Raw genomic sequence first — 21035 nt, 5'->3', positions numbered from 1 at the left:
AGGTGACCGCCCCGCAGCTACCCGGCGGACGCGCAGCGAGCGGGCGCGCGGTGTTCGTCAACCTGGCGTGGCTGCTCAGCGGACGCGGCGTCGCGGCAGTGCTCAGCCTCGTCTATCTCGGTATCGTCACCCGCATGCTCGGGCCGGCGGGGTTCGGCACCTTCGCGCTGATCCTGGGGGTCGCCCAGACGATCGCCGCCTTCGTCAGCTTTCAGGTCTGGCAGGTGGTGGTGCGCTACGGCATGGGCCATTTGCGTGAGGGACGGCATGCTGCTTTGGCAAGGCTGCTCAAGGCCTGTTTCGCGCTCGATTACGGCGCGGCCGCGTTCGGGTGCCTGATCGCCGCCATCGGCATGCCTTTCGCCGCCGACGCGTTCGGCTGGGCACCGGAGCTGCACTGGCAGGCGCTCGGCGTCGCCTGCGGCATCCTGCTCTCCGCGCGCTCCGCCTTGCTCGGCCTGTTCCGCTTGCACGACCGGTTCGCGCAGGCGACGGCGATCGATCTCGTCGTGCCGGTCGTACGGCTGGTCGGCACCGGCGTCGCAGCCCTCGTCGCGCCGACCTTGACGGTCTTTCTCTATGTCTGGGTCGCGTCCGAGCTGCTCGCCTCCGTCACTTACTGGGTGAAGGCGCGGCCGCTGCTGCACGGGCTCGGCTGGCGCGACGCACCGCTCCGCTCCGGGCTGCTGCGCGAAGAGAATCCCGGCTTCTGGCGAATGGCGCTGGTCACCAATGCCAGCCAGACCTTCGCGCTCGCGAGCCGGCAGGGCGCCGTGCTGCTGGTCGGTCTGGTCGCGGGGACGCTGGCGGCCGGCCGCTTCCGGGTCGCGCACCAGCTCGGGCAGGCGCTCGCCAAGGTCGGACAGATGCTGTCGCGCGCCCTGTTCCCGGAACTGGTTCGCGCCCATGCCACGATCGAGCCGCACGCCTTTCGTCGCCTGGTGCTGCGCACCGCGGGCGCGTCGGCGCTGGCGGGCGTCGTGATCGTCCTGCTGCTGCTCGTCATCGGCCGGCCGGCGCTGGCGCTGATCGCGGGTCCCGGCTTTGCCGCCGCCTATCCTTTGCTGGTGATTCTCGGCGCCGCCGCAGTGGTCGACCTGGTCGCGGTCGCGTTCGAGCCCGCGCTCTATGCGGTGGGGCGCGAGAATGTCGCCCTGACCATCCAGGCCAGCGTCGCTGTTACGATGGTTTGCCTGATGCTGCTGCTGCTCCACCTCTACGGCACGATCGGCGGCGCCGTGGCGATGCTGTGCGGTTCGCTCCTCAATGTCTGCGTGATGGGCCTCGCCGTCAGCCGCACGCTCCGCCGCCATTGAGATCGGCGTCCGGCCACGCTATCGCCCTTCCGCAAACGGAGACTTTCATGGCCGAATTCGCGCTGCCCAAGAACAGTGTCGTCAGGAAGAACGGCAAGCAATTCCCGGCCGCGCCCGGTGCGACCCGCGTTAAGAAGTTCAAGATCTACCGCTACGATCCCGATAGCGGCGAGAATCCGCGCTACGACCTGTTCGAAGTCGATCTCGACAGCTGCGGGCCGATGATCCTGGACGCGCTGATCAAGATCAAGTCGGAGCAGGACCCGTCGCTCACCTTCCGCCGCTCCTGCCGCGAGGGCATCTGCGGCAGCTGCTCGATGAACATCGATGGCCGCAACACGCTCGCCTGCACCAAGGCGATTTCCGACGTGAAGGGCGACGTGCAGATCACGCCGCTGCCGCACATGGACGTGATCAAGGACCTCGTCCCCGATTTCAGCCGCTTCTATGCGCAATATGCGACGATCCAGCCCTGGCTGAAGACAGTGACGCCGCCGCCCTCGGGCAAGGAGCGGCTGCAGACGCCGGAGGACAGCGCCAAGCTCGACGGCCTCTACGAGTGCATCCTCTGCGCCTGCTGCTCGACCAGCTGCCCCAGCTATTGGTGGAACTCCGACAAGTTTCTCGGCCCTGCCATCCTCCTCCAGGCCTATCGCTGGCTCGCCGACAGCCGCGACGAAGAGACGGGCGAGCGGCTGGACGAGCTGGAAGATCCGTTCCGCCTCTATCGCTGCCACACCATCATGAACTGCGCGAACGTCTGCCCCAAGGGTCTCAACCCCGCCAAGGCGATCGCCGAGATCAAGAAGATGGAAGTCGAACGCGCGATTTGATTTGCAACTGTTCCCCGGCGAAGGCCGGGGTCCATTAGCACCAAATCACGGGCCCCGGTCTGCGCGGGGGAACTGATATGACGAGGCCTGGCTTCGTCTACATCATGACGAACAAGCGAAACGGCACGCTTTACATCGGCGTGACGAGTGACCTCTGCCAACGCGTTTGGCAGCATCGTGAAGGGTTGATCGACGGTTTCACGAAGAAATACGGCTTGAAACGCCTGGTGTGGTTCGAGGCTTATGACGACATTCAGGACGCCCGCGCCCGCGAGTTGCAGATGAAGGAGTGGCAGCGGGCCTGGAAGATCAAGCGCATCGAGGAGATGAATCCGACTTGGGACGATCTCTACGAAACCTTGACCTAGCTGCTCCACCGCGAAGGCCCAAACCCAGTTGAACGACGGATGGACCCCGGCCTTCGCCGGGGAACTGGACGGCGTAGCTCCACCCGCTACAGGGTCAGCATGACCGATCTCTCACCCGGCTTTCTCCACGAACCCGATCCGGCGAATCCCGGCTGGATGCGCTGGGGGTTCAAGGATCCGACGCGCTTCAACGCCCTGCTCGGCGACATGATCGTGCGGACGGAGCCGGACGGGCGCGTGCGCATGCGGGCGTTTCCGCAGCGGCAGCATTCGAACCTCGGCGACAATATCCATGGCGGCGCGCTGCTCGGCTGGATCGACGTGGCGCTGTTCGCCACCTGCCGCAGCCACGGCATCATCGAAGCCGGGACGGCGGTCACGCTCGACCTTGCGACGCAGTTCATCGGCGCCGGCCGCTTGGATCAGCCGCTCGATTGCGTCAGCGAGGTGCTGCGCACCACCCGGCGGCTGGTCTTCATCCGCGGCCTGGTCGAGCAGGGCGACGCGATCGTCGCCTCCTATTCGGGAACGGTGCGCAAGCCGTCGAGTTGATCAGAGCCCCGTAAAGCCCCGCGCCGCGAGCCAGGCCTGCGCCTCGCGGTAGCGCACCGGATCGCCGATCTTCAGGCGCCGGCGCACCTGAGCGATCGGCTCGTGCATCAGCTGCTCATAATCCTGGCCGGACAGCCATTCGGCGCGCTTGCCGTGGCGATAGCCTTCGATCACCGCCTTCGCGAAGATCCAGCTGCCGGTGATCTTTCTGGCCTTGAGCGATGCGCCGAGCGCAATCGCGGCCCAGCCCAGGCCCTTGGTCTGGGCGAAGGAGAAGGCGACCAGGCAGGCTTCGCCGAGCGGCTCGTCGGCCTGATAGCCGGTCAGCACGTGCCAGATATCGTGGATGTCGCGCTCGCGCCGCCCGAACCAGGCATAGGGATGTTCGGCCTCGTGCGGGATGTTGTCGGAGTTGGCGACTTCGGCCAGGCCCATCGCCGAATAGCCGGTGCGGTTCAGGAAATCGCGATAGGCGGCGCCGACCGTGCCCGGCTTGAAACTGGCGATAAAGGCGGGATCGCTGAACAGCTCGGCCAGTTCCGTCCGCCTATAGGCGATGCGGCCGCCACCCGGCGCTTCGAGCAGCTTGTGGTAGTTGCGTGCCCCGTTGCCGGCATTGAGCGCACGCATGATGCGGAACACCTGTACCGTGTCGTTGCCGTCCGCGAGCAGCTTGCGCAGCGCGACCAGCGCCGCCTTCCAGTCGCGGCGCGTGTTCATGAACGGTACCGGCAGTTCGGCAGGTTTGGGCGGGGCGAACTCTGCTGACATGCATGTCAGTATAGCGATTCGCTACCGGCTGTGCAACCTGGGCCTATGCTTGTTCGTTTCGGAGGCATAAGGATTGGTAAACAGGGAACATCGACATGCGCCTTCTTCTCTGCACGGCGTTGCTGGCATGGGCCGCTCCGGCGCTTGCCCAATCAGCCGACAAGGTGGCGCAGGACGCGGCAATGACGCCCGCCGAGGATGTGAACCTGAAGAAGCGTGACATTCCCCCGGTGCTGCTCTCCGCCGCGGACGATCCCTATTCGCGGGAGGCGACGCGCAATTGCGGCCAGCTGAACACGGCGCTGGCCGAACTCGACGCGGTGCTCGGTCCCGACTTCGACTCCGGGACAGAACGGAAGAACGGCCTCACCACGACGTCGGTCGCGAAGAGCATCGTCGGCAGCTTCATCCCTTTCCGCGGCGTCATCCGCGAGGTCAGTGGCGCAGCCGGGGCCCAGCGCCGCTATGACGCGGCCGTGGACGCGGGCATTGCCCGCCGCGGCTATCTGCGCGGTGTCGCCCGGATGCGCGGCTGCAAGCCGGCTCCGGTCAAGGTCGCGGCGAACGACTGAGCGTTCCCGCTGCTCCCCGGCGAAGGCCGGGGAACAAGCACCTTAGACCAGCCGCCGCCCGGCCCAGACCACCCGCCCGATCACGTCCAGCGCGCTCCGCTCAAGTGACGGCCAGCTCGGATAGGCAGGGTTGTCGCTGCGGACCGTGACCCTTCGGCCGGGCTCCAGCAGCAGCCGCTTGACGTTCAACGCGCCGTCCATCCGCAGGACATAGATGCCGTCGCGCAGGCGCCGATCGCCGCGGTCGACCAGAATATCGTCCCCGTCATTCAGCGTCGGATGCATTGAATCGCCGGTGACCTGGATGACCGAGAGCTGGCGCGGGTCGAGCGTCAGCCCGCGCAGCCAACTGGGGTCGAAGCGCATCCGCGCCTTGGCCCGCTCCGATTCCGCGAAGGCGCCCGCGCCCGCCGAGGCCTGCACGTCCAGCACCGGTACCGCGATCAGATCGTCGGCGGCAGCGTCGCGCCCGCCCAACAGGGTCTCGCTGACGCCGAAATAGCGGGCGAGCTTGCTGCGATCCTCTTCGTCCAGCTTCTTCGGCACGCCGCGCTTGATGAACTGCTGGATATAGGCCGGATTGCGCCCGAGCATCCGCGACAGCGACGCATAATCCTCCCGCCGCTCCTGGATCAGCGCGTCGAGCGCGGCACGAGCGTCCCGGTCCATTTCGGAGTCATAGCATAGGAAATTGCATAGACAAATAGGAAAACGCCTATGAAATAGGAAAACTCCTATCGGGCGAGTCGCGGGAGTGAGGACATGATCTTGAGGCAAGTGGAACGCTATCTACGGAGCAGCGGCATGTCCGCGACTCGCTTCGGCAGGACCGTGGCGCGCGACCCCCGGCTGGTCCACGATCTGCGCCGCGGCCGAGAGCCCGGTGCCCGGCTGCGTGCCCGCATCACTGCGTTCATCGGCGACCAGCAATGAGGCGCGCCGACCCGCACCGCGGCCTGATCCGCGCACTGATCGCACGCTATCCGGGCTTGCTCGTACTCACCTCCTCGTCCGAGCCTTGGGCCAGCGTCACGTTCAGCGGCATGCGCCACCGCCTGCTCTGCGGGGCGGGCATCGACCTGACCGGCGCGGAGGAAGCCGACCTGCCGCTCGCCGGCCACATCGTCGCCGATCTCAGCTGGCGCGAGGACGCAGGCGGACTGGTGATCGAAGCGCTGACGATCGAAACGGATTAGCAAGCACAATCGTCATCCCGAACTTGTTTCGGGACAAGGTGTCCGCCAGGCATGATGTTCGGCGGCGATAAAGCAGCATTTCCGCCTCGAGCCTCGATGCAGCTCAAGCCTTGTCCCGAAACAAGTTCGGGATGACGCAGGTACGATAAGGAACGCCCCTTCCCCTTCGCGCATTCCGCGCATGTGACCGATCTCAGCGACTCGCATCTCAACTTCGTCGATGATGAAATGCCGGGCATCACCCGCCGCCGCTTCGGCCGCGCCTGGGGCTATTTCTCGCCGGACGGCAAACGCATCACCGATCGCGACGAGATCGACCGGCTCAACCGGATCGGCCTGCCGCCCGCCTATGGCAATGCCTGGTTCTGTCCCGACCCCAACGGTCATATCCAGGCGATCGGCTGGGACGAGCGCGGGCGGAAACAATATCGCTACCACGCCGATTTCCGCGCCGCGCAGGAGGCGGCGAAATATGACCGCTGCTCCGCCTTCGGCCAGATGCTGCCGGCGCTGCGCGCCCGGGTGGAAGCGGATCTGGCAAAGCGCGGCCTCGGCCGGGACAAGGCGTGCGCCGCCGTGGTCCGTCTGCTCGACCTGTCCAAGGTGCGCATCGGCAACGAAGCCTATGCGCAGGAGAATAAGAGCTTCGGCGCCACCACCCTGCGCAAACGCCATGCCGAGGTGCGCGCGGGCACGCTGAAGCTCGAATTCCGCGCCAAGTCCGGCAAGATGCGCAAGCTGACGATCAGCGATCGCTCGCTGCTCCGGTTCGTCAAGACGATGCAGGACCTGCGCGGCCAGCACCTGTTCCGCTGGCTGGACGACGACGGCCAGACCCATCCGGTCACCTCGACCGACGTCAACCAGTATATCAAGGAAGCCATGCAGGCGGATTTCACCGCCAAGCATTTCCGCACCTGGGGCGCCAGCGTCATCGCCTATCGCGTGCTGTTCGACACCAAGGGCAAGGTGACGCTCAAGCAGATGCTCGAGGTCGTGTCGGACGAGCTCGGCAACACGCCGTCCATCGCCCGGAAATCCTACGTTCATCCCGCGCTGATAGACCTCGCCAAGAGCGGGGCGACATGGGACGAGTCTATGCGCCTGCCGCGCTCCATGCGCTATCTGGATCGTTACGAACGCGGTCTGATTGCATTTCTCGACCAGTTGGCAGAGGCACGCGAGAAACTTCGCGCCGCCGCCTGATCGATGGAGGAAGAACGATCGCCACCAATATGACCCCTGGGGAACGGCCGTCCGTTCGCCAGCAGATGACCGACATGTGGGACGGCACGTCCCTCTGGTTCCAGCAGCATTTCCTCGAGATACTGGTCGGCGTCGCCGCTGGCGCGGTGATCGTCATCGTGATGCACGCCCTGCGGCGGCTCGGTAGCAGGCTGTGCGAGCGCGATCGCAGCGGCACCGGCTGGGCGACGGTCTTCGGCCGCGCGATCGACAAGACCAGCAACCTGTTCATCCTCGCCGCCGCCGCCAAGCTGGTCGATGGCTATGCCCAGCCGCCCGAGATGGTGCAGCAGACGATCGATTTCGTCTTCACCGTCGCTGCCGTCATCCAGGTGGCGATCTGGGCCCGCGAGATCGTCATCGGCTTCGTCGAGCACCGCACGACCATGGGCGAGCACGAAGCGCTCGGCTCGGCGATGAACATCATTCGCCTGCTCGTCTCGATCGTCCTCTTCGTTCTCGCCGGGGTAGTCATCCTCGACAATCTCGGCGTGAACGTCACCGGGCTGGTGGCCGGACTCGGCATCGGCGGCATCGCGATCGGCCTCGCCGCGCAGGGTATTTTCGCGGACCTGTTCGCGGCGCTGTCGATCCTGTTCGACCGGCCGTTCCGGCGCGGCGATTCGATCGCCTATGACCAGACCAGCGGCACGGTCGAGGCGATCGGGCTTAAATCGACGCGTTTGCGCTCGATCAGCGGCGAACAGCGGGTGATCTCCAACAAGAACCTGCTCGACAAGGAGATCCGCAACAATACGCGCCTCGATCACCGCCGCGGCAAGTTCGCGCTCGGGCTGGTCAGCCAGCTCTCGCCGGACCAGGCGGCGCGGGTGCCGGCCTTGCTCAAGGAGATCGTCGAAGGTCAGGGCCTGCATTTCGTCCGCGCCGGCTTTGTCGGGTTCGGGGCGAGTTCGCTCGACTATGAGCTGGAATATGACGTGCCCAGCGCCGACTATCAGGTCTTCTACGACGCGCGCACCGCACTCGGCATGGCGATCATGGCGCGCTTCGCCGCGGAGCGGCTGGACTTCGCCTTCCCGACGCAGGTGAGCCTGACCGGCGCACCCGACGGGCGGCTGATCATGCCTTATCCCGATGTGCAGCGAGTGTCGGAGATCCACTCCGAAGGCGACACGGCCCCGTCATCGCCCCGCACCTGAATCCGGGGTAAGATCAGGCTGCGGGGCCCACCTCCTTTTGGGGTCGGGGAGAGGGGAGGTGGATGCCCGAGGGGAGTCAGGCATGATGTTCGGTCAGGTCAGGCGGCGAGCTTCTGCGCCTCCAGCGCATCGATCATCCGCGTCCAATTGGCGATGGTGACATTGTCCAGATATTCGCGCTGCATCTCGGGCGTCAGCACCTCGATCATCTGACAGCCGTCGATCCAGACCTCGATCACGCCAAAGGCGCCGCCGCGGCTGAAATATTGCGCATGCCAGCCTTCGCGTTCGGCGATCGCATAAATCTCTTCGATGCTCTTGTCGGTCGACATGGCGAAGTGGGTCGCGCTGGCGCGGCGATCGCTGCTGGCCAGCCCGAGCGCACCCTTGTCGCCGATCGCGAGGTCGGTGCCGCGCGGATAGACTTCGATCATCGTGCCGTTGTCGGCCGGGTGGAAGGCCATCCACGACCCTTCGGCCACGGCCGCGAACGGCATGGCGACGCCGTTCCAGATCTCGGCGAGCACCTCGGCGGTGCGCTTGGGATCATCGGCTTCGATCGACAGGTGAAACAGCATTCTTCGTCTCCATTGCGTCTGACAACGGTGTCTAGACGGTCGCTGGAGGCGTGCTGTGACGACCTTCACTGGTCCTGTAATTATGTGTTCGACGGAGACGCGGGTGGGTGCGTCGAGTGCTGCCGGAGGCGCCGAAAGAGCGTCGTGACGCGATGAAAACGCTAAGTGCTCCGGCGAAGGCCGGAGCACTAGCAACTCAGTTCGCCGCGACTTCCACCTTGTCCACCCATTGCGGATAGAACGCAGGCGCACGGCTCGACCAGCCCGGGGCGGTCGCCGCCGCTTCGCTGATCGACTGGAGCAGTTTGCGGCGCTTGTCCGGGTGCAGGTGCGGCAGCGCGGCAGCGGCGCAGAAGGCGCTCGGCAGCCAGGGCCGCACGCTCGGCCCGACCAGCCGCTCGTAAAGGAAGCGATACGCCGAGAAGCTCTCCAGCCGCCCCTGGCCCAGGTCGAATGCCGACAGCGTGACCAGCGGCATCATGAACGGCTCGACCGCGTCGAGGCCGCTGTCGTCAGGAACGAGAACACGAATCTCTTCCAACCGCTCATACATCTTGGCCTGCGCCTTGATGCTGGCGGCTTCGACCACGTCGCGCGACCAGAGCTTGACGGCATCGTGGCGCTCGAGGCCGATGTCGAGGGCGCGGCGGATGTAGCGCTGCGTTCCCGCGGGGAAGCTCGCAAACTCCTTCATTTCGACCAGCGACATTGCGCCCGCAGCGGGGCCGACCTTGCTCGCCATGCTCTCTACTCCGACCTTTTGCCCTGCCGTTATGCAGCCCCGGTGCTTTACGCGCCGTTAACTGCATCACAGCCCCGGAAGGAATCGAACCAGAAAGCTTGCTGCAACGCAACACAGGTTGCGACGAGCGGCCTGTGCGCGCAATAAAATCAGTGGATAAGCAAATTACTGTTGCGCGTTTGCACGCTCTTTCGCCTCGTCATAGCCGGACGAGGGCGCCGGTTCCTGGCTGCCGGGCGCGGCGGCTGCCGGCGGGTCGGATGCGTCCATAGACTCGTCGGAGCCGGCGTCCACCTTGGCATCCGCATCGAACGGGTCCCGCTCCAGCCGCCGCTGGATCGACTTGTCCTGATGCGCATCCTGGCGCGGATCGCGCAGGGCGGCGTCTTGAGTTCCGGCCTCGGCCATGGGATCACTCCGTTCGATGTCTGTTGACACCTCCGTAACGAACCAGGCCGACGCAGGTTTCCTGCTGCCCTTCGATGAACCCAATCTGCGGTTCGACCGAGGACGCGAGGGCAAGTCGCGCGCGAGCCCGTGGAGCGTTAGACTGGGCGCAATGACGGAAGAATCGAGCGACCGCCGGCGCAATGCGCGCGTCGGCCTGGAAGTCGCGATCTACTCCATTCTCGGCTTCTGGCTGTTCTACGTCCTGATCGCGACTGCCCAGTCGTTCATCACGGGCTGGGGCAACCAGGGCGAGCTGGCCCAGCGGCGGCTGGCGGTGACGGTCGCCGGCATCGGCATCACCTTCCTGCTCTACGTCATCCTGCGCCGGGCGGACGACCGCTCGTTCGGCACCCGCATCGCCGTCGCCTTCGTCGCCGCGGTGCCCGCGGCCATCGCGATCGCGATGATCAACTACTATTTCTTCAACGTCTACAAGCCGGAAGAGATCTACGCCGACCAGGCGATGATCCGCGAAATGGCGACGCATCCGAAAATCTGGAAGAGCGTCGCCGAGATCGCCGTCTCACGCTATTTCTTCCTCGCTGCCTGGGCCGCGCTCTACCTCGCCATTTCCTACGCGACCGAGACGCGCGAGGCGGAACGGCGCATCGCCGGCTTCGCGCAGGCGGCGAAGGAAGCGGAGATCCGCGCGCTCCGCTACCAGGTCAATCCGCATTTCCTGTTCAACACGCTGAACTCGCTGTCGTCTTTGGTCATGACCGATCGCAACGTCGAAGCCGAATCGATGATCATGAACCTGTCGACCTTCTATCGGACCAGCCTGTCGGGCGACCCGATGGACGACGTACCCCTGTCCGAAGAGGTGCGGCTCCAGCGCCTGTATCTCGACATCGAAGCGGTGCGCTTTCCCGAGCGGCTGAAGACGCGCATCGACGTCCCGGAAGAGCTGATGAACCTCTGCGTGCCTGGACTCATCCTGCAGCCGCTGGTCGAGAACGCGATCAAATATGGCGTCTCGGGCGTCAATCGGCCCGTCACCATCGCGATCACCGCCCGCAGCGAGCGAGGCAAATTGGTGCTGACCGTCGCCGATGACGGCAAGGGCCCGGCCAATGCCGACGAGCATGGCACCGGGGTCGGCCTCGCCAATGTCCGCGACCGGCTCCAGGCTCGCTTCGGCAGCCGCGCCGGCGTCGTGTCCCACGCGCCCAAGGAAGGCGGCTTCGTCGTCACCCTCGCCATGCCGGAAGTGCGCGGCAGCTGCTAGCGGCGGGGCTTGCGGACCGCGTACCATCGCCTAAACCTCTGCGCCGATGACCGATACCAAGCCCGTGCGCACCCTGATCGTCGATGATGAGCCACTGGCGATCGAGCGGCTGCAGGTGCTGTGCGCCCGCGAACCGCTGATCGATCTGGTCGGCACCGCCTCCGACGGCCTCGCCGCACTGCGCATGACGGAAGCGCTGGAGCCCGAGGCGCTGCTGCTCGACATTTCGATGCCGGAACTGGACGGCATGGGCGTGGCGCGGGCGCTGGGCTCGGCCAAGCACCGCCCGGCCATCATCTTCGTCACCGCCTTCGACAGCTTCGCGGTCGAGGCGTTCAATGTCGCCGCGGTCGATTATCTGCTGAAGCCGGTCGCGCCCGATCGGCTCAAGCGCGGCATCGAACGCGTGCTCGAACGGCGCGGCACCGGCGAGCCCGGCCAGCATGCCAACACCTATGTCCAGGAATTCTGGGTCCCGCACCGCTCGGAGCTGATCCGCATCGCCGCGCAGGACATCGAGCGGATCGATGCCGAGCGCGATTACATGCGCCTTCATGTCGGCCAGCGCAGCTACCTGCTCCACCAGACGATCAGTGCGCTCGAGGAACGGCTCGATCCAGAGAAGTTCATCCGCCTGCACCGCTCCACCATCGTCCGCCGCGATCGCATCAAGGGGCTGAAGCATGATGGCGGCGGCGTCTGGTCCGCCGACCTCGGCGACGGCGAGGAGGTCCGCATCGGCCGCACCTATCTCGACCACGCCAAGGCCATGGCCGGGCGGTAGGTCTGGGCTCCTCCCCCAGCCTTGCTGGGGGAGGGGGACCATGCGCAGCATGGTGGAGGGGCCCGGAGCGAAGCGGAGGGTCAGTATCCTCCCTCGGCAAAGCCGGGGTGCGGCCCCTCCACCGCCTTCGGCGGTCCCCCTCCCCTCGCCTCGCGAGGGGAGGAATGAAAAAGCCCCGGCCTGGTGGCAGGCCGGGGCTCCCTGTGGTGGGTCCGGGGATGAGGGGAAGCGACCGGACCCGAGTGACCGTTAAAGATCAGTTGGCGGCGACGCGGATCGTGCTCTCGGCATTGGCGAACACTTCGACCATGCCGCGGCTGGCGTTGCTGATCGCCCGATCCTGGCAGCCGGCGACCGACTTCTTCGAAAAATAGGAGAAGTTATCGGCCGGGCCGCAGACGATCTCGGCGGCGAACGCGATGCGCTTCTTCAGCTGCGCCTTGCCGCCGTCGCTCTTCAGGTCGAGATCGGCATAGGACACGGCGACCGAGCGCGGCGCGCCGAGTTCGGCATGGGCGGGGGCGAAGGCGAACGTCGCGACGCCGGCGGCGAGAGAGGCTAACAGGGCCTTGGGAACGAAACGGGTGAACATGGCGTGATCCTTCCTTCGAATGCTTGTCCGGGCGGCTCCGAAGGGGGCGGAGCCTGTTTGGCGGCGGTCCGAAGGGGGCCGGGGAGCGTCTCCGTCCCGCCGCGCATCCTCTGGTTACGAAAGGCTGTGCGGCGATGCATGCGCGCTTCGACCGGCCGGAGCGGCGCATCTGCAAACCGCGTGCGCGGCCGATGAACGGCTGACCCCGCTCGACCAACGACAAGTGTAATCGAACTGTCACCACCCCCGCTCGTCCCGAGCGAAGTCGAGGGGCGCGATCGCCTGAGTCGGAGAGACGCCCCTCGACTACGCTCGGGACGAGCGATCCTTGCGCACCAGGTAGATCATGCCGCTGACCAGAATCGCGGCAACCAGCCCGCCAATCTCGATCCATTGGCCGCCCGCGAGCAGCGCGATCATGCTGACGATGCCGATCGCCGCCGCCACTATGAGGCCAGGCACCCGATAGGGCTCGCCGATCAGCCGCACGTCGAGCCGGCGAAGCTTCACCGCCGACAGGCACGCGCCAAGATAGATGGGCACGGTGAAGAGCCCGGAGAGCAGCACCAGCGAGCCGAAGCTGCCGATCAGCGCCAGCGTCAGCGCGATCGAGACATGGGTGAGGATCGCGACATGGGGCACATGCGCGCCGTTCAGGCGGCCGAGCGGCGCCGGCAGCAGCCCGTCGCGGGCAAAGGCGAAGAGGATGCGCGGGGCGCCGATCACATCGCTGAACAGCCAGCCGCCGCGCGACAGCGCCGCACCGATCGCGATCACCGCCACCAGGCCGGGCGACGCGATCCCGATCGCCTCCGCCAGCGGCTCGGCCGATCCCGCCAGTTCCGCGCCCAGCAGTCCCTGCGCGACGATCTGGATGGCGAGGTAGAGCAGCAGCACAATGCCCATCGCCAGCACCAGCGCGCGCGGCACGGTGCGTTCAGGCCGCGCCACTTCGCCGCTCGCGCCCAGCACCGTCTCCATGCCCGAAAAGGCGAAGAGCGCGAGGATCATCGCTCGCCCGAACGAGCCGGAGTCCACTCCCGCTGCCGGCCGCAGATTGGCGGGCTCCACGAAAAAGGCGCCGACCCCGATGAACAGCAGCAACGGCACCAGCTTCACTACGGTGGACAGGCTGGCCAGGCGCGCGCCCAACGCGACACCGCGCAGATTGACCGCAGTGATCAGCCCGAACGCCCCGACCAGCAGCAATACGCGCTGCACGGCCGGCGCCTCCGTCGGCCATAGCGCGACGATCGCGTCGGCAAACGCGGCCGCCACGCCGGCCGCCGCGAGCACGCAGCTCAGCCACAGCACGATGCCGGTGACGAAACCCCAGCCACGTCCGAACGCCGCTTCGACATAGGCATAGATACCGCCGCTCGACGGCACGCGGCTGCCGGCTTCGGCGCAGCACAAGACGATCGCGCCCATCGCGATCCCGCAGGCGAGCAGCGCGAACGGCGCCCAGGCGCCGACCGATCCGGCGAGCGCCGCCGGTGCTGCAAAGATGCCGCCGCCGATCACCCCGTTGACGATTGTCGCGGCAAAGGCGGTGACGCCAATCTCCCGCTTCAATCCGGCGTCGCGGTGAACGGCCTCTTCAAGCACCTGCGTCGCCATGCTGCGCCCCCCTACCGTTCCTTATCCCGTTCGTTTCGAGCGAAGTCGAGAAACGTCTGCGGAAAGCCCGATCACTCGCCCACAAACCGCTCCAGCGCCGCATCCGCCTCCGTGCCGTCCAGCCCGCGCGTGACGGTGGCGGTGACGGCCAGGTCCATGCTGACATTGCCGAGCGTGCGGAAGATGTCGGGAATCGTCTCGACCGCGATCAGTATGCCGAGCAGTTCGATGGGCACGCCCATCGCCGCGCAGATCGGGGCGATCGAGGTAACGAAGCTCACCTGCCCCGGCAGGCTGACCGCGCCGAGCGTGGTGATCGACGCGGTGGCGATGCCGGCGGCATATTGCGTCGCGGTCAGCTCCATCCCGGCCCAATGCGCCACATAGAGGGCGACGGCGAGGTTCATCGCCGGCCCGGTCGCGCGGAAGATCGCGACCGCCAGCGGCAGCACGACGCCGGCGGCGCTGACCGGCACGCCCATCCGCTCCGCGCCGCGCAGCATCGACGGCAGGCTGGCGAGCGAAGATTGCGTCGAGAGAGCGACCGCCGTGGCCGGCGCGGCGGCACGCGCGAAGGTGCCGAACGGCCGCCGCCCGAGCAGCGGCCCGATCACGAAGCCGGCGATCCAGATCACCACGCCGACGCTCGACACGATCAGGATATAGTGGACCAGCGCGCCGAACGCGCCGACGCCCGCGCGCCCGCCGACGACGAAGGCCAGCGCGAACACGCCGATCGGCGCCAGCCAAAGCACCCAGTTGATGATGATCAGCATCGTCTCGACGACCGCCGCGAAGAAGCCGGTGAGCAGCCGTCGCGGCTCTTCCGGCAGGCGGGTCGCGGCAAAGCCGAACACGGCGGTGAACAGGATCAGCGGCAGGATCGCGTCGCTCGCCGCCGCCGCCACCGGGTTGGTCGGGACCACCGAGCGGAGGAACTGCGCGATGCCCGGCGTGTCGGTCGGCGTCGGCGCGGCCTGGCCCAACGCCGTGCGCAGCGCCGCCGCGCTTTCCGGCGCGAGCGGAAAGACGGAGAGCAGCGACGGGATCATGATCGCCGCCAGTGTCGCCGAGCTCAACAGGCAGATAGCGAACATCAGCACGGCGCGAGCGGTGATCCCGCCGGCGCGCGCGGCGTCCGCATTGGCCGAGATGCCGGTGACGAGCAGGGACACCAGCAACGGCACGATCGTCATCCGCAGCGCGTCGAGCCACAATCCACCGACCGTCTCGCCCACGGTGAGCGCGATATCCACGCCGCTGCCGCCGGAGCGCGCCGCAAGGATGCCGAGCAGGAGCCCGGCAAAGAGCCCGATCAGGATGCGGCCGGGCGGCGAGATCAACGCTTTCAACATGGCGCCGGCTTCCGCGACTTTAGGGCAAATGGCAAGGAAGCAGGATGGACCGCGCCGCCCTCGAGAGTCGCTGGCTGGAGCTGACCCGGACGATCCTGCCCGGCCTGGCCAGGGCGCGGCGCTGGCCGGTCGATCAGGATCATTGCTTCCAGCGCATTCTGCTCGACAATGCGTGCGACGACATCTGGTACCATGCCGTGCGGGGCCGTCCCGCCTATCGCAAAGCCGATGCCGCGCTGCTCGCGCGCGCCGTCGCGCTCGGCGAAGCCTGCGCTTTCGGCACGGTCGACCTGGCCGAACTCAACCGCCGCTCGCTCGACTGGCGCCGCCGCAAATAGCGAAGCAGCCCGGCGCACTGCGCCGGGCTGCTCCTGAAGCCGGACGGACAAGCCGCTTATTTCGGCTCGGTCGTTACCGTCGTGGTGGTCTTCACCTTGGGCGTCGCGGCAGTGGTGGTCCGCTTGGTGGTGGTCGTGCGGCGGACCGGCTTGGCCTTGGTCACCGTGCCCGATCCCGAGGTCACCGTCGTGCCCTGCGTCTCGGTCGAGGTGGTGACGGTGGTCTGCGCCGGCTGGGCGGCAGCAGCAGCCTGCGCGCGGGCCGCGGCGGCATCGGCAGCCGCCTGTTGGGCCGCGGCCTGGGCGGCATCGGCGCGGGCATTAGCGTCCGCCGCCTGCGCCTGCGCCGCGCCGACTGCTGCCTGGGTCTGGGCCTGGGTCGCAGCCTGCGCCTCGGCCGCCTGGGTCTCGGCCGTGCGGGCCGAAGCAAGCGCCCGGTCGGCGAGCGACGACGCCCGCTGCGCCGCTTCGATCGCGCGCAGCTCATTGTCGCGGCCCATCTGTTCGCGCGCCTGGCGCAGCGCCGCCTGCGCCTCGGCGGTCAGCGCGGCGCTGTCGGCGCCACCCTTGGCCGACAGCGCGGCTTCGATCTTGGCGTTCGCTTCCGCGATCGCGGCACGGGCACGTTCGTCCTGAGTCGCGGCGGCGGAAGGCGTCACTGCGAGCAGCGCACCCGAAAGCGCCGCGCCCCACAGCACATGCTTGAACTTACGCATCACCTACTCCTGGTCAGTTGAACCGCGCGCCACAACGACCCGAAGCGCGGCGCGGTTCCTGATCCAGGTCAGGCTCGGCAGCGGCCCGCGCCCGGTCCCTTGACGAAGCGGCCGGGCTTGGCGCCGGTATGTTCCCCGTTTCTAAGCACTTGCACGCCGTTCACGAAGACGTGGCGCATGCCGGTCGCATATTGCTGCGGCCGGTCGAAGGTCGCGCGGTCACCGATCGTCTTCGGGTCGAAGATAGCGAGATCGGCATGATAGCCGGCCCTGAGCAGGCCGCGATCCTTCAGGCCGAGATTGCCCGCCGGAAAGCCGGTCAGGCGGCGGATCGCATCGGCAAGGCTCGTCGTCTGCTCCTCGCGCACATAGCGCCCGAGCAGCCGCGCGAAATTGCCATAGGCGCGCGGATGGGTGCTAGATTGCAGGAACACGCCTTCCGGCGCCATGCTGCCCGCGTCCGATCCGAACGCCATCCAGGGCAGCGCCGTCTGGCGCCGGACATTGGCCTCGTCCATCAGGAAATAGGCCGTGCCGACCCGCGTGCCGTCCTCGACCACCAGGTCGATCGCGGTCTCCTCCGGCGACTTGCCCCGCATGCGCGCAACTTCGGCGAGCGTCTTGCCCGTCAGCGGCTTGAGCTTGGGATTGGCGAAGTCGAGCAGCAGCACCTTGTCGTCGCCGCCCGCCTGCAGCCGCAGATTCTCCCAGCCGACGCCCGGCCGCTTCATCTCCGCGATCACACGCGCGCGGACCACCGGATCCTGCAGCCGCTTGATCCACGCCTCGCGCCCGCCATCCTGCACCCAGAGCGGCATCGCCGCGTCGAGCCCGGTCGCGCCGGCAGTATAGGTGTACATGTCGGCGGTGATCCGCACGCCGGCGGCACGCGCCTGCTCGACCCGCGCGATCACGGCGGGAAGCTTGTCCCAGTTGGCGGCGCCCGCCTGTTTGAGATGGTAGATCTCGGCCGGCCCGCCGGACTTGCGCGCAATCTCGATCAGCTCGTCGACCGCGCCCAGCAGATCATCGCTTTCGTTGCGGATATGGCTGATATACATGCCGCCGCACTTGGCGCTCTCGGTCGCGAGCGCGATCAGTTCGGGCGTCTCGGCGAAGTTGGCCGGCGCGTAGATGAGCGAGGAGCCCAGCCCCATCGCCCCTTCGTTCATCGCCTGCCGCACCAGCGCGCGCATCCGCTTCAGCTGGTCGGGCGTCGGATCGACATCGCGTTCGCCGAGTTCATGGATGCGCACCGTCGTCGCGCCCACGAAGCTCGCGACATTGGGCGAGATGCCGCGCTTTTCCAGATGCGTGAGATACTGGCCGAGGGTCGTCCAGGCGATCGGGAACTTGATGTCGGACTGGCGCGCCACCGCGAGCTTCTTCATGCCCGGATTAAGCGGCCCCATCGACCAGCCCTCGCCCATCACCTCGAGCGTCACGCCCTGCCGGATGTCACCCTGGCTCCGCCCGTCGGCGATCAGCGTCTCGGTCGCCCAGCTCAGCATGTTGATGAAGCCCGGCGCGACGGCAAGGCCGCTGGCGTTCACCTCCCGCGCGCCGCGCCCGCGCACCTTACCCAGCGCGGCGATGCGGTCGCCCTTCAGCGCCACGTCGCCGACATAGGGTTTGCCGCCGCTGCCGTCATAGACGGTGCCGCCGCGGATCACGACATCATAGGCCGGCCGCGGCGCGGCGCTGGCGAGGAAGACTGCGGCGATCGCCGACATCATAGCCTTGCGCATGATCATCTCCCTTCGTCATCCCGGCCTTGAGCCGGGATCCAGCTTTCCTTTGTCCTCCGATTGCAGAAGAAGCTGGACCCCGGGTCAAGTGCTCTCCTGAGCGTGTCGAAGGACCGGGGTGACGATAGAGAATGAATAAAACCGCGGATTTCCTGATCATCGGCGGCGGCGTCGCCGGGCTGTCGGCGGGCGCGGCGCTGGCGCGCCACGGCAGGGTCGTGCTGCTCGAGGCCGAAGACGCATTGGGCTTCCACAGTTCCGGCCGCTCCGCCACCTTCTCGCATTTCGGGATCGGCGGCGAGACGGTGCGGGCCTTGACCGCGCACAGCCGCGCCTTCTTCCTCGACCCGCCCGACGGGTTCGACGCGCTCGCGCGGATCACGCCGGCCCTGTTCATCGCCAGTGAAGCGATGCTGCCCGCGCTCGCCGAGCTGGAGCGGATCACGCGCAGCCTCAGCAACGCCGTCGAGCGCCTCGACGAAGCCAGCGCCGCGCGCTTCTGTCCGGTCCTCAAATGGGCGCCCGATGCGGTGGTCGGCGCTTTCGTGCACCTAGAGGGGCTGCGGCTCGACCCGAACGCACTGCTGCAAGGCTATGCGCGCGCGATCAGGGCGGCGGGCGGCGAGATCGTGACCGGAGCGCGCGTGGCGGAGATCGCGCCGCGCTGGTCGGTTCGCACGGAGAGCGGCGACCGCTTCGAGGCGCCCGTGCTGATCAACGCCGCCGGCGCCTGGGCCGACCGCGTCGCGGCGCTTGCCGGCGTCCAGCCGCTCGGCCTCACCCCCTTGCGCCGCACCATCATCGGCTTCGATGCGCCTCGGCACGTGGACGTGCGCGACTGGCCGTTCGTCAAGACGGCGGTCGATTACCTCTATTTCATGCCGGACGCCGGCCGGCTGATCGCCTCGCCCGTCGACGAGAACCCCGACGATCCCTGCGATGCCCAGCCCGACGAGTATAACATGGCGGTCGCCGCGCATCGCCTGACCGAGTTCACCACCTTGGAGGTCGGTCGCTTCACCCACAAATGGGCGGGGCTGCGCACCTTCGCCGCCGATCGCGTGCCCGTCGCCGGCTTCGCGCCCGACGCGCCCGGCTTTTTCTGGCTCGCGGGGCAAGGCGGCTACGGCCTCCAGACCGCCCCGGCGATGGCCGAGATCGTCGCGGCGCTGGTGACGGCAAGCGCCTGGCCGAATGCCGGTGCGACCCTGGAGCAGATCGGACCGGAGCGGCTGCTCGCCTGAGTTCCCCGGCGAAGGCCGGGCCCAGTTGCTCCGTGCTCATGGGCCCCGGCCTGCGCCGGGGAGCATCACCGCGTCACCCGCTCGGCAAAGTCCGCCACATCCCTCACCACCGGCGCCTTGCCGCGAAACGGCCGCGCGATCGCCGTCAGAATGCCGATATGCGCGACGCCCGGATACAGCTTAACCTCCGCCGCCCCGCCGACGGCGCGCAGCTTGGCCGCCAGCGCCTCGCTGTTGCGGGGCTTGACGGTGGTGTCGTCCGTGCCGCTCAAGAGCAGCGCGGGCGGGGCACTCGCATCGGCATGCGTCACCGGCTGGGTCTCGGCCGCGTTCGGCCAGCGCCCGAACGCCGCTTGCGATGCGGCGACGGTGAAGGGCGCGAAGTCGTACGGCCCGGCCAGTCCCGCCAGCCCGCGCACCGCCTTGCGATCGTCGCCGAGCCAGCGCCCGTCCACCGCCAGCATCGCCGCGATATAGGCACCTGCCGAATGCCCCGCGAGCACGATCCGATCGCCGTCGCCGCCATAATCCTTCGCATGCGCCCGCACCCAGCGCACCGCCGCCGCGCCGTCCTCGACGAAGCCGGGATAGGTGACTTCCGGCACCAGCCGGTAATCGGGAATGACGGTCACGAAGCCGCGCGCGGCAAGCGCCCGCCCGACAAAGCCATAGCCGCTCCGCGCGCCCGAGTTCCACGAGCCGCCGTAGAAGAAGACGATCACCGGCCGCGGCCCCTCGCCCCCGCCGCGCGGCACATAGATGTCGAGCCGCCTCCTTGGTCCCTCGCCATAGGCGATGTCGGCAGCGGCCAGCCGCCCGCCCTCATCCTTCGGCACGACCGAGTTGAAGGCGGACAGCGGCGAACAGGCGCTCGCGACCAGTCCCAGCAGCGGCGCGGCCCGCTGCAGCAGCGCGACCCTCATGCGCCGAAGATCAGCTTCACATGGTCGCGGAACAGCCGCATCTGCCGCCCCATCAGCCGCTGGTCGGCCAGTGCCTTGGACAGCACGATCGATCCTTCGACCACGGTCGTCAGCTGGTCGGCCAGCGCATCGAAATCGGTGGCGATGCGCGGCGCGTGCGTGCGCTCGATCTCAGCCAGCCATTCGCGGAACCGCGCGCGCAGGCCCAGGATCGACTCGCGGTTCATCGCGCGTACCTCACGGTCGAACATCTGCTCCTGATAGGTGATCGCCGCGACGAGGCAGCCGGGGTGCAGCTCCGGCATGTCATCCATCGTCTCGGCATAGAGGTTGAGGAAGATCAGCAGGCTCTGCAGCGGGTCTTCGGACAGGGTGCGCGCACGGGCGGTCAGCGTGTCGAGGATCGCATTGTCCTCGTCCATGAAGCGCTCGAACAGCTGCCGGGCGAGATCGTTCTTGTCGCGGAAATGGTAGAAGAAACCGCTCTTGGTGATCCCCGCCGCCTCGACCAGTTCCTCGATCGAGGTCGCGGCAAAGCCTTTGTGGATGATCGCGTCCTGGGCGATGTCGAGGATACGGTCGCGCGTGCGCTCGCCCTTGCTGCGCGCATCGGCCGGCAACTGCACCGCCGGTCTGGTTTTCTCGACCAATCGCTGGACCATCGTCGTTCGTCTGCCCCCAAAGCTTCCCCTAAGCTATCACGC

Annotated in this window: 25 protein-coding genes; 13 read left to right on the top strand and 12 right to left on the bottom strand. The window is 67.4% G+C overall.

What is annotated here, in order from left to right:
- Positions 1-2: 2 nt before the first annotated feature.
- The 4 genes from HJG53_RS15270 to HJG53_RS15255 all read left to right on the top strand — a co-directional run bounded on the left by HJG53_RS15270 (position 3) and on the right by HJG53_RS15255 (position 3069).
- Positions 3-1316 carry a lipopolysaccharide biosynthesis protein gene (locus HJG53_RS15270; protein ID WP_171132088.1) on the top strand — a complete coding sequence of 438 codons (1314 nt, stop codon included), beginning with the start codon at positions 3-5 and terminating at the stop codon, positions 1314-1316.
- A 47-nt stretch (positions 1317-1363) separates the two neighbouring features.
- Positions 1364-2149 carry a succinate dehydrogenase iron-sulfur subunit gene (locus tag HJG53_RS15265; RefSeq protein ID WP_171132086.1) on the top strand — a complete coding sequence of 262 codons (786 nt, stop codon included), beginning with the start codon at positions 1364-1366 and terminating at the stop codon, positions 2147-2149.
- Between the two features lie 77 nt (positions 2150-2226).
- On the top strand, positions 2227-2517 hold the full coding sequence (locus HJG53_RS15260; RefSeq protein WP_171132084.1) for a GIY-YIG nuclease family protein: 291 nt from the start codon (positions 2227-2229) through the stop codon (positions 2515-2517).
- A 99-nt stretch (positions 2518-2616) separates the two neighbouring features.
- Positions 2617-3069, top strand: a complete 453-nt coding sequence (locus tag HJG53_RS15255) for a PaaI family thioesterase (RefSeq protein WP_171132082.1) — start codon at positions 2617-2619, stop codon at positions 3067-3069.
- Here the strand turns inward: HJG53_RS15255 and HJG53_RS15250 are convergent, their stop codons facing one another.
- Positions 3070-3840, bottom strand: a complete 771-nt coding sequence (locus HJG53_RS15250) for a Coq4 family protein (protein WP_171132080.1) — start codon at positions 3838-3840, stop codon at positions 3070-3072.
- A 95-nt stretch (positions 3841-3935) separates the two neighbouring features.
- On the opposite strand from HJG53_RS15250, the gene HJG53_RS15245 reads away from it, so the two are divergent.
- Positions 3936-4412 (top strand): hypothetical protein, encoded by a 477-nt coding sequence (locus tag HJG53_RS15245; RefSeq protein ID WP_171132078.1) that lies wholly within the window; start codon positions 3936-3938, stop codon positions 4410-4412.
- A gap of 42 nt (positions 4413-4454) precedes the next feature.
- On the opposite strand, the gene HJG53_RS15240 is transcribed toward HJG53_RS15245, so the two are convergent.
- Entirely contained in the window at positions 4455-5081 is a 627-nt protein-coding gene (locus HJG53_RS15240) for a helix-turn-helix transcriptional regulator (protein WP_171132075.1), read from the bottom strand.
- 135 nt (positions 5082-5216) lie between these two features.
- Here HJG53_RS15240 and HJG53_RS19020 point away from each other — a divergent pair, with 135 nt between their 5' ends.
- The 4 genes from HJG53_RS19020 (at position 5217) to HJG53_RS15225 (ending at position 8013) form a co-directional block, all read left to right on the top strand.
- Complete coding sequence (locus HJG53_RS19020; protein WP_302477397.1) at positions 5217-5345, top strand: hypothetical protein; 129 nt, start codon at positions 5217-5219, stop codon at positions 5343-5345.
- Complete coding sequence (locus tag HJG53_RS15235) at positions 5342-5608, top strand: hypothetical protein (protein WP_171132073.1); 267 nt, start codon at positions 5342-5344, stop codon at positions 5606-5608. The genes HJG53_RS19020 and HJG53_RS15235 overlap by 4 nt, the downstream gene beginning before the upstream one ends.
- Before the next feature lie 228 nt (positions 5609-5836).
- The gene (locus tag HJG53_RS15230; protein ID WP_171132293.1) at positions 5837-6814 is read left to right on the top strand and encodes a DNA topoisomerase IB; all 978 of its coding nucleotides are present in this window, start codon (positions 5837-5839) and stop codon (positions 6812-6814) included.
- 29 nt (positions 6815-6843) lie between these two features.
- Complete coding sequence (locus tag HJG53_RS15225; protein WP_171132071.1) at positions 6844-8013, top strand: mechanosensitive ion channel family protein; 1170 nt, start codon at positions 6844-6846, stop codon at positions 8011-8013.
- Between the two features lie 98 nt (positions 8014-8111).
- On the opposite strand, the gene HJG53_RS15220 is transcribed toward HJG53_RS15225, so the two are convergent.
- The 3 genes from HJG53_RS15220 to HJG53_RS15210 form a co-directional block, all read right to left on the bottom strand.
- Entirely contained in the window at positions 8112-8591 is a 480-nt protein-coding gene (locus HJG53_RS15220; protein ID WP_171132069.1) for a hypothetical protein, read from the bottom strand.
- 196 nt (positions 8592-8787) lie between these two features.
- A complete protein-coding gene (locus HJG53_RS15215) occupies positions 8788-9333 on the bottom strand; it encodes a hypothetical protein (protein ID WP_171132067.1) in 546 nt (181 codons plus the stop codon).
- A 165-nt stretch (positions 9334-9498) separates the two neighbouring features.
- Positions 9499-9741, bottom strand: a complete 243-nt coding sequence (locus HJG53_RS15210; RefSeq protein WP_171132065.1) for a hypothetical protein — start codon at positions 9739-9741, stop codon at positions 9499-9501.
- 151 nt (positions 9742-9892) lie between these two features.
- Between HJG53_RS15210 and HJG53_RS15205 the strand changes: the two genes are divergently transcribed.
- Together HJG53_RS15205 and HJG53_RS15200 are read left to right on the top strand one after the other, a co-directional pair.
- Entirely contained in the window at positions 9893-11011 is a 1119-nt protein-coding gene (locus tag HJG53_RS15205; protein WP_171132291.1) for a sensor histidine kinase, read from the top strand.
- Between the two features lie 46 nt (positions 11012-11057).
- The gene (locus HJG53_RS15200) at positions 11058-11795 is read left to right on the top strand and encodes a LytTR family DNA-binding domain-containing protein (RefSeq protein ID WP_171132063.1); all 738 of its coding nucleotides are present in this window, start codon (positions 11058-11060) and stop codon (positions 11793-11795) included.
- 256 nt (positions 11796-12051) lie between these two features.
- On the opposite strand, the gene HJG53_RS15195 is transcribed toward HJG53_RS15200, so the two are convergent.
- From HJG53_RS15195 to HJG53_RS15185, 3 genes are all read right to left on the bottom strand, one after another.
- Positions 12052-12387, bottom strand: a complete 336-nt coding sequence (locus HJG53_RS15195) for a UrcA family protein (RefSeq protein ID WP_171132061.1) — start codon at positions 12385-12387, stop codon at positions 12052-12054.
- Between the two features lie 306 nt (positions 12388-12693).
- Positions 12694-14007 carry an APC family permease gene (locus tag HJG53_RS15190; RefSeq protein ID WP_171132059.1) on the bottom strand — a complete coding sequence of 438 codons (1314 nt, stop codon included), beginning with the start codon at positions 14005-14007 and terminating at the stop codon, positions 12694-12696.
- 71 nt (positions 14008-14078) lie between these two features.
- Complete coding sequence (locus HJG53_RS15185; RefSeq protein WP_217352881.1) at positions 14079-15362, bottom strand: dicarboxylate/amino acid:cation symporter; 1284 nt, start codon at positions 15360-15362, stop codon at positions 14079-14081.
- A gap of 44 nt (positions 15363-15406) precedes the next feature.
- Here HJG53_RS15185 and HJG53_RS15180 point away from each other — a divergent pair, with 44 nt between their 5' ends.
- Entirely contained in the window at positions 15407-15700 is a 294-nt protein-coding gene (locus tag HJG53_RS15180) for a GCN5-related N-acetyltransferase (RefSeq protein WP_171132057.1), read from the top strand.
- A 56-nt stretch (positions 15701-15756) separates the two neighbouring features.
- On the opposite strand, the gene HJG53_RS15175 is transcribed toward HJG53_RS15180, so the two are convergent.
- Both HJG53_RS15175 and HJG53_RS15170 read right to left on the bottom strand, forming a co-directional pair.
- On the bottom strand, positions 15757-16416 hold the full coding sequence (locus HJG53_RS15175; protein ID WP_171132055.1) for a hypothetical protein: 660 nt from the start codon (positions 16414-16416) through the stop codon (positions 15757-15759).
- A gap of 68 nt (positions 16417-16484) precedes the next feature.
- Positions 16485-18164: an amidohydrolase family protein gene (locus HJG53_RS15170; RefSeq protein ID WP_254447821.1), complete on the bottom strand. Its 1680-nt coding sequence runs from the start codon at positions 18162-18164 to the stop codon at positions 16485-16487.
- A 131-nt stretch (positions 18165-18295) separates the two neighbouring features.
- Here HJG53_RS15170 and HJG53_RS15165 point away from each other — a divergent pair, with 131 nt between their 5' ends.
- Complete coding sequence (locus HJG53_RS15165) at positions 18296-19408, top strand: FAD-binding oxidoreductase (protein WP_171132051.1); 1113 nt, start codon at positions 18296-18298, stop codon at positions 19406-19408.
- 65 nt (positions 19409-19473) lie between these two features.
- Here HJG53_RS15165 and HJG53_RS15160 read toward each other — a convergent pair whose 3' ends face one another.
- Together HJG53_RS15160 and HJG53_RS15155 are read right to left on the bottom strand one after the other, a co-directional pair.
- Positions 19474-20331 carry an alpha/beta hydrolase gene (locus tag HJG53_RS15160; protein ID WP_171132049.1) on the bottom strand — a complete coding sequence of 286 codons (858 nt, stop codon included), beginning with the start codon at positions 20329-20331 and terminating at the stop codon, positions 19474-19476.
- Entirely contained in the window at positions 20328-20993 is a 666-nt protein-coding gene (locus HJG53_RS15155) for a TetR/AcrR family transcriptional regulator (RefSeq protein WP_171132047.1), read from the bottom strand. The genes HJG53_RS15160 and HJG53_RS15155 overlap by 4 nt, the downstream gene beginning before the upstream one ends.
- Between the last annotated feature and the right edge of the window lie 42 nt (positions 20994-21035).

It is taken from the genome of Sphingomonas sp. ID1715 (genome assembly GCF_013044515.1).
Lineage (GTDB): Bacteria > Pseudomonadota > Alphaproteobacteria > Sphingomonadales > Sphingomonadaceae > Sphingomonas_B.
This window is presented reverse-complemented; position numbering and strand designations above follow the sequence as displayed.

Coding starts and splice junctions, on each gene's coding strand:
- HJG53_RS15265 (WP_171132086.1), top strand. CDS start 1,364: ATGGCCGAATTCGCGCTGCCCAAGAACAGTGTCGTCAGGAAGAACGGC.
- HJG53_RS15260 (WP_171132084.1), top strand. CDS start 2,227: ATGACGAGGCCTGGCTTCGTCTACATCATGACGAACAAGCGAAACGGC.
- HJG53_RS15255 (WP_171132082.1), top strand. CDS start 2,617: ATGACCGATCTCTCACCCGGCTTTCTCCACGAACCCGATCCGGCGAAT.
- HJG53_RS15250 (WP_171132080.1), bottom strand. CDS start 3,840: ATGTCAGCAGAGTTCGCCCCGCCCAAACCTGCCGAACTGCCGGTACCG.
- HJG53_RS15245 (WP_171132078.1), top strand. CDS start 3,936: ATGCGCCTTCTTCTCTGCACGGCGTTGCTGGCATGGGCCGCTCCGGCG.
- HJG53_RS15240 (WP_171132075.1), bottom strand. CDS start 5,081: ATGGACCGGGACGCTCGTGCCGCGCTCGACGCGCTGATCCAGGAGCGG.
- HJG53_RS19020 (WP_302477397.1), top strand. CDS start 5,217: ATGTCCGCGACTCGCTTCGGCAGGACCGTGGCGCGCGACCCCCGGCTG.
- HJG53_RS15235 (WP_171132073.1), top strand. CDS start 5,342: ATGAGGCGCGCCGACCCGCACCGCGGCCTGATCCGCGCACTGATCGCA.
- HJG53_RS15230 (WP_171132293.1), top strand. CDS start 5,837: ATGCCGGGCATCACCCGCCGCCGCTTCGGCCGCGCCTGGGGCTATTTC.
- HJG53_RS15225 (WP_171132071.1), top strand. CDS start 6,844: ATGACCCCTGGGGAACGGCCGTCCGTTCGCCAGCAGATGACCGACATG.
- HJG53_RS15220 (WP_171132069.1), bottom strand. CDS start 8,591: ATGCTGTTTCACCTGTCGATCGAAGCCGATGATCCCAAGCGCACCGCC.
- HJG53_RS15215 (WP_171132067.1), bottom strand. CDS start 9,333: ATGGCGAGCAAGGTCGGCCCCGCTGCGGGCGCAATGTCGCTGGTCGAA.
- HJG53_RS15210 (WP_171132065.1), bottom strand. CDS start 9,741: ATGGCCGAGGCCGGAACTCAAGACGCCGCCCTGCGCGATCCGCGCCAG.
- HJG53_RS15205 (WP_171132291.1), top strand. CDS start 9,893: ATGACGGAAGAATCGAGCGACCGCCGGCGCAATGCGCGCGTCGGCCTG.
- HJG53_RS15200 (WP_171132063.1), top strand. CDS start 11,058: ATGACCGATACCAAGCCCGTGCGCACCCTGATCGTCGATGATGAGCCA.
- HJG53_RS15195 (WP_171132061.1), bottom strand. CDS start 12,387: ATGTTCACCCGTTTCGTTCCCAAGGCCCTGTTAGCCTCTCTCGCCGCC.
- HJG53_RS15190 (WP_171132059.1), bottom strand. CDS start 14,007: ATGGCGACGCAGGTGCTTGAAGAGGCCGTTCACCGCGACGCCGGATTG.
- HJG53_RS15185 (WP_217352881.1), bottom strand. CDS start 15,362: ATGTTGAAAGCGTTGATCTCGCCGCCCGGCCGCATCCTGATCGGGCTC.
- HJG53_RS15180 (WP_171132057.1), top strand. CDS start 15,407: ATGGACCGCGCCGCCCTCGAGAGTCGCTGGCTGGAGCTGACCCGGACG.
- HJG53_RS15175 (WP_171132055.1), bottom strand. CDS start 16,416: ATGCGTAAGTTCAAGCATGTGCTGTGGGGCGCGGCGCTTTCGGGTGCG.
- HJG53_RS15170 (WP_254447821.1), bottom strand. CDS start 18,164: ATGCGCAAGGCTATGATGTCGGCGATCGCCGCAGTCTTCCTCGCCAGC.
- HJG53_RS15165 (WP_171132051.1), top strand. CDS start 18,296: ATGAATAAAACCGCGGATTTCCTGATCATCGGCGGCGGCGTCGCCGGG.
- HJG53_RS15160 (WP_171132049.1), bottom strand. CDS start 20,331: ATGAGGGTCGCGCTGCTGCAGCGGGCCGCGCCGCTGCTGGGACTGGTC.
- HJG53_RS15155 (WP_171132047.1), bottom strand. CDS start 20,993: ATGGTCCAGCGATTGGTCGAGAAAACCAGACCGGCGGTGCAGTTGCCG.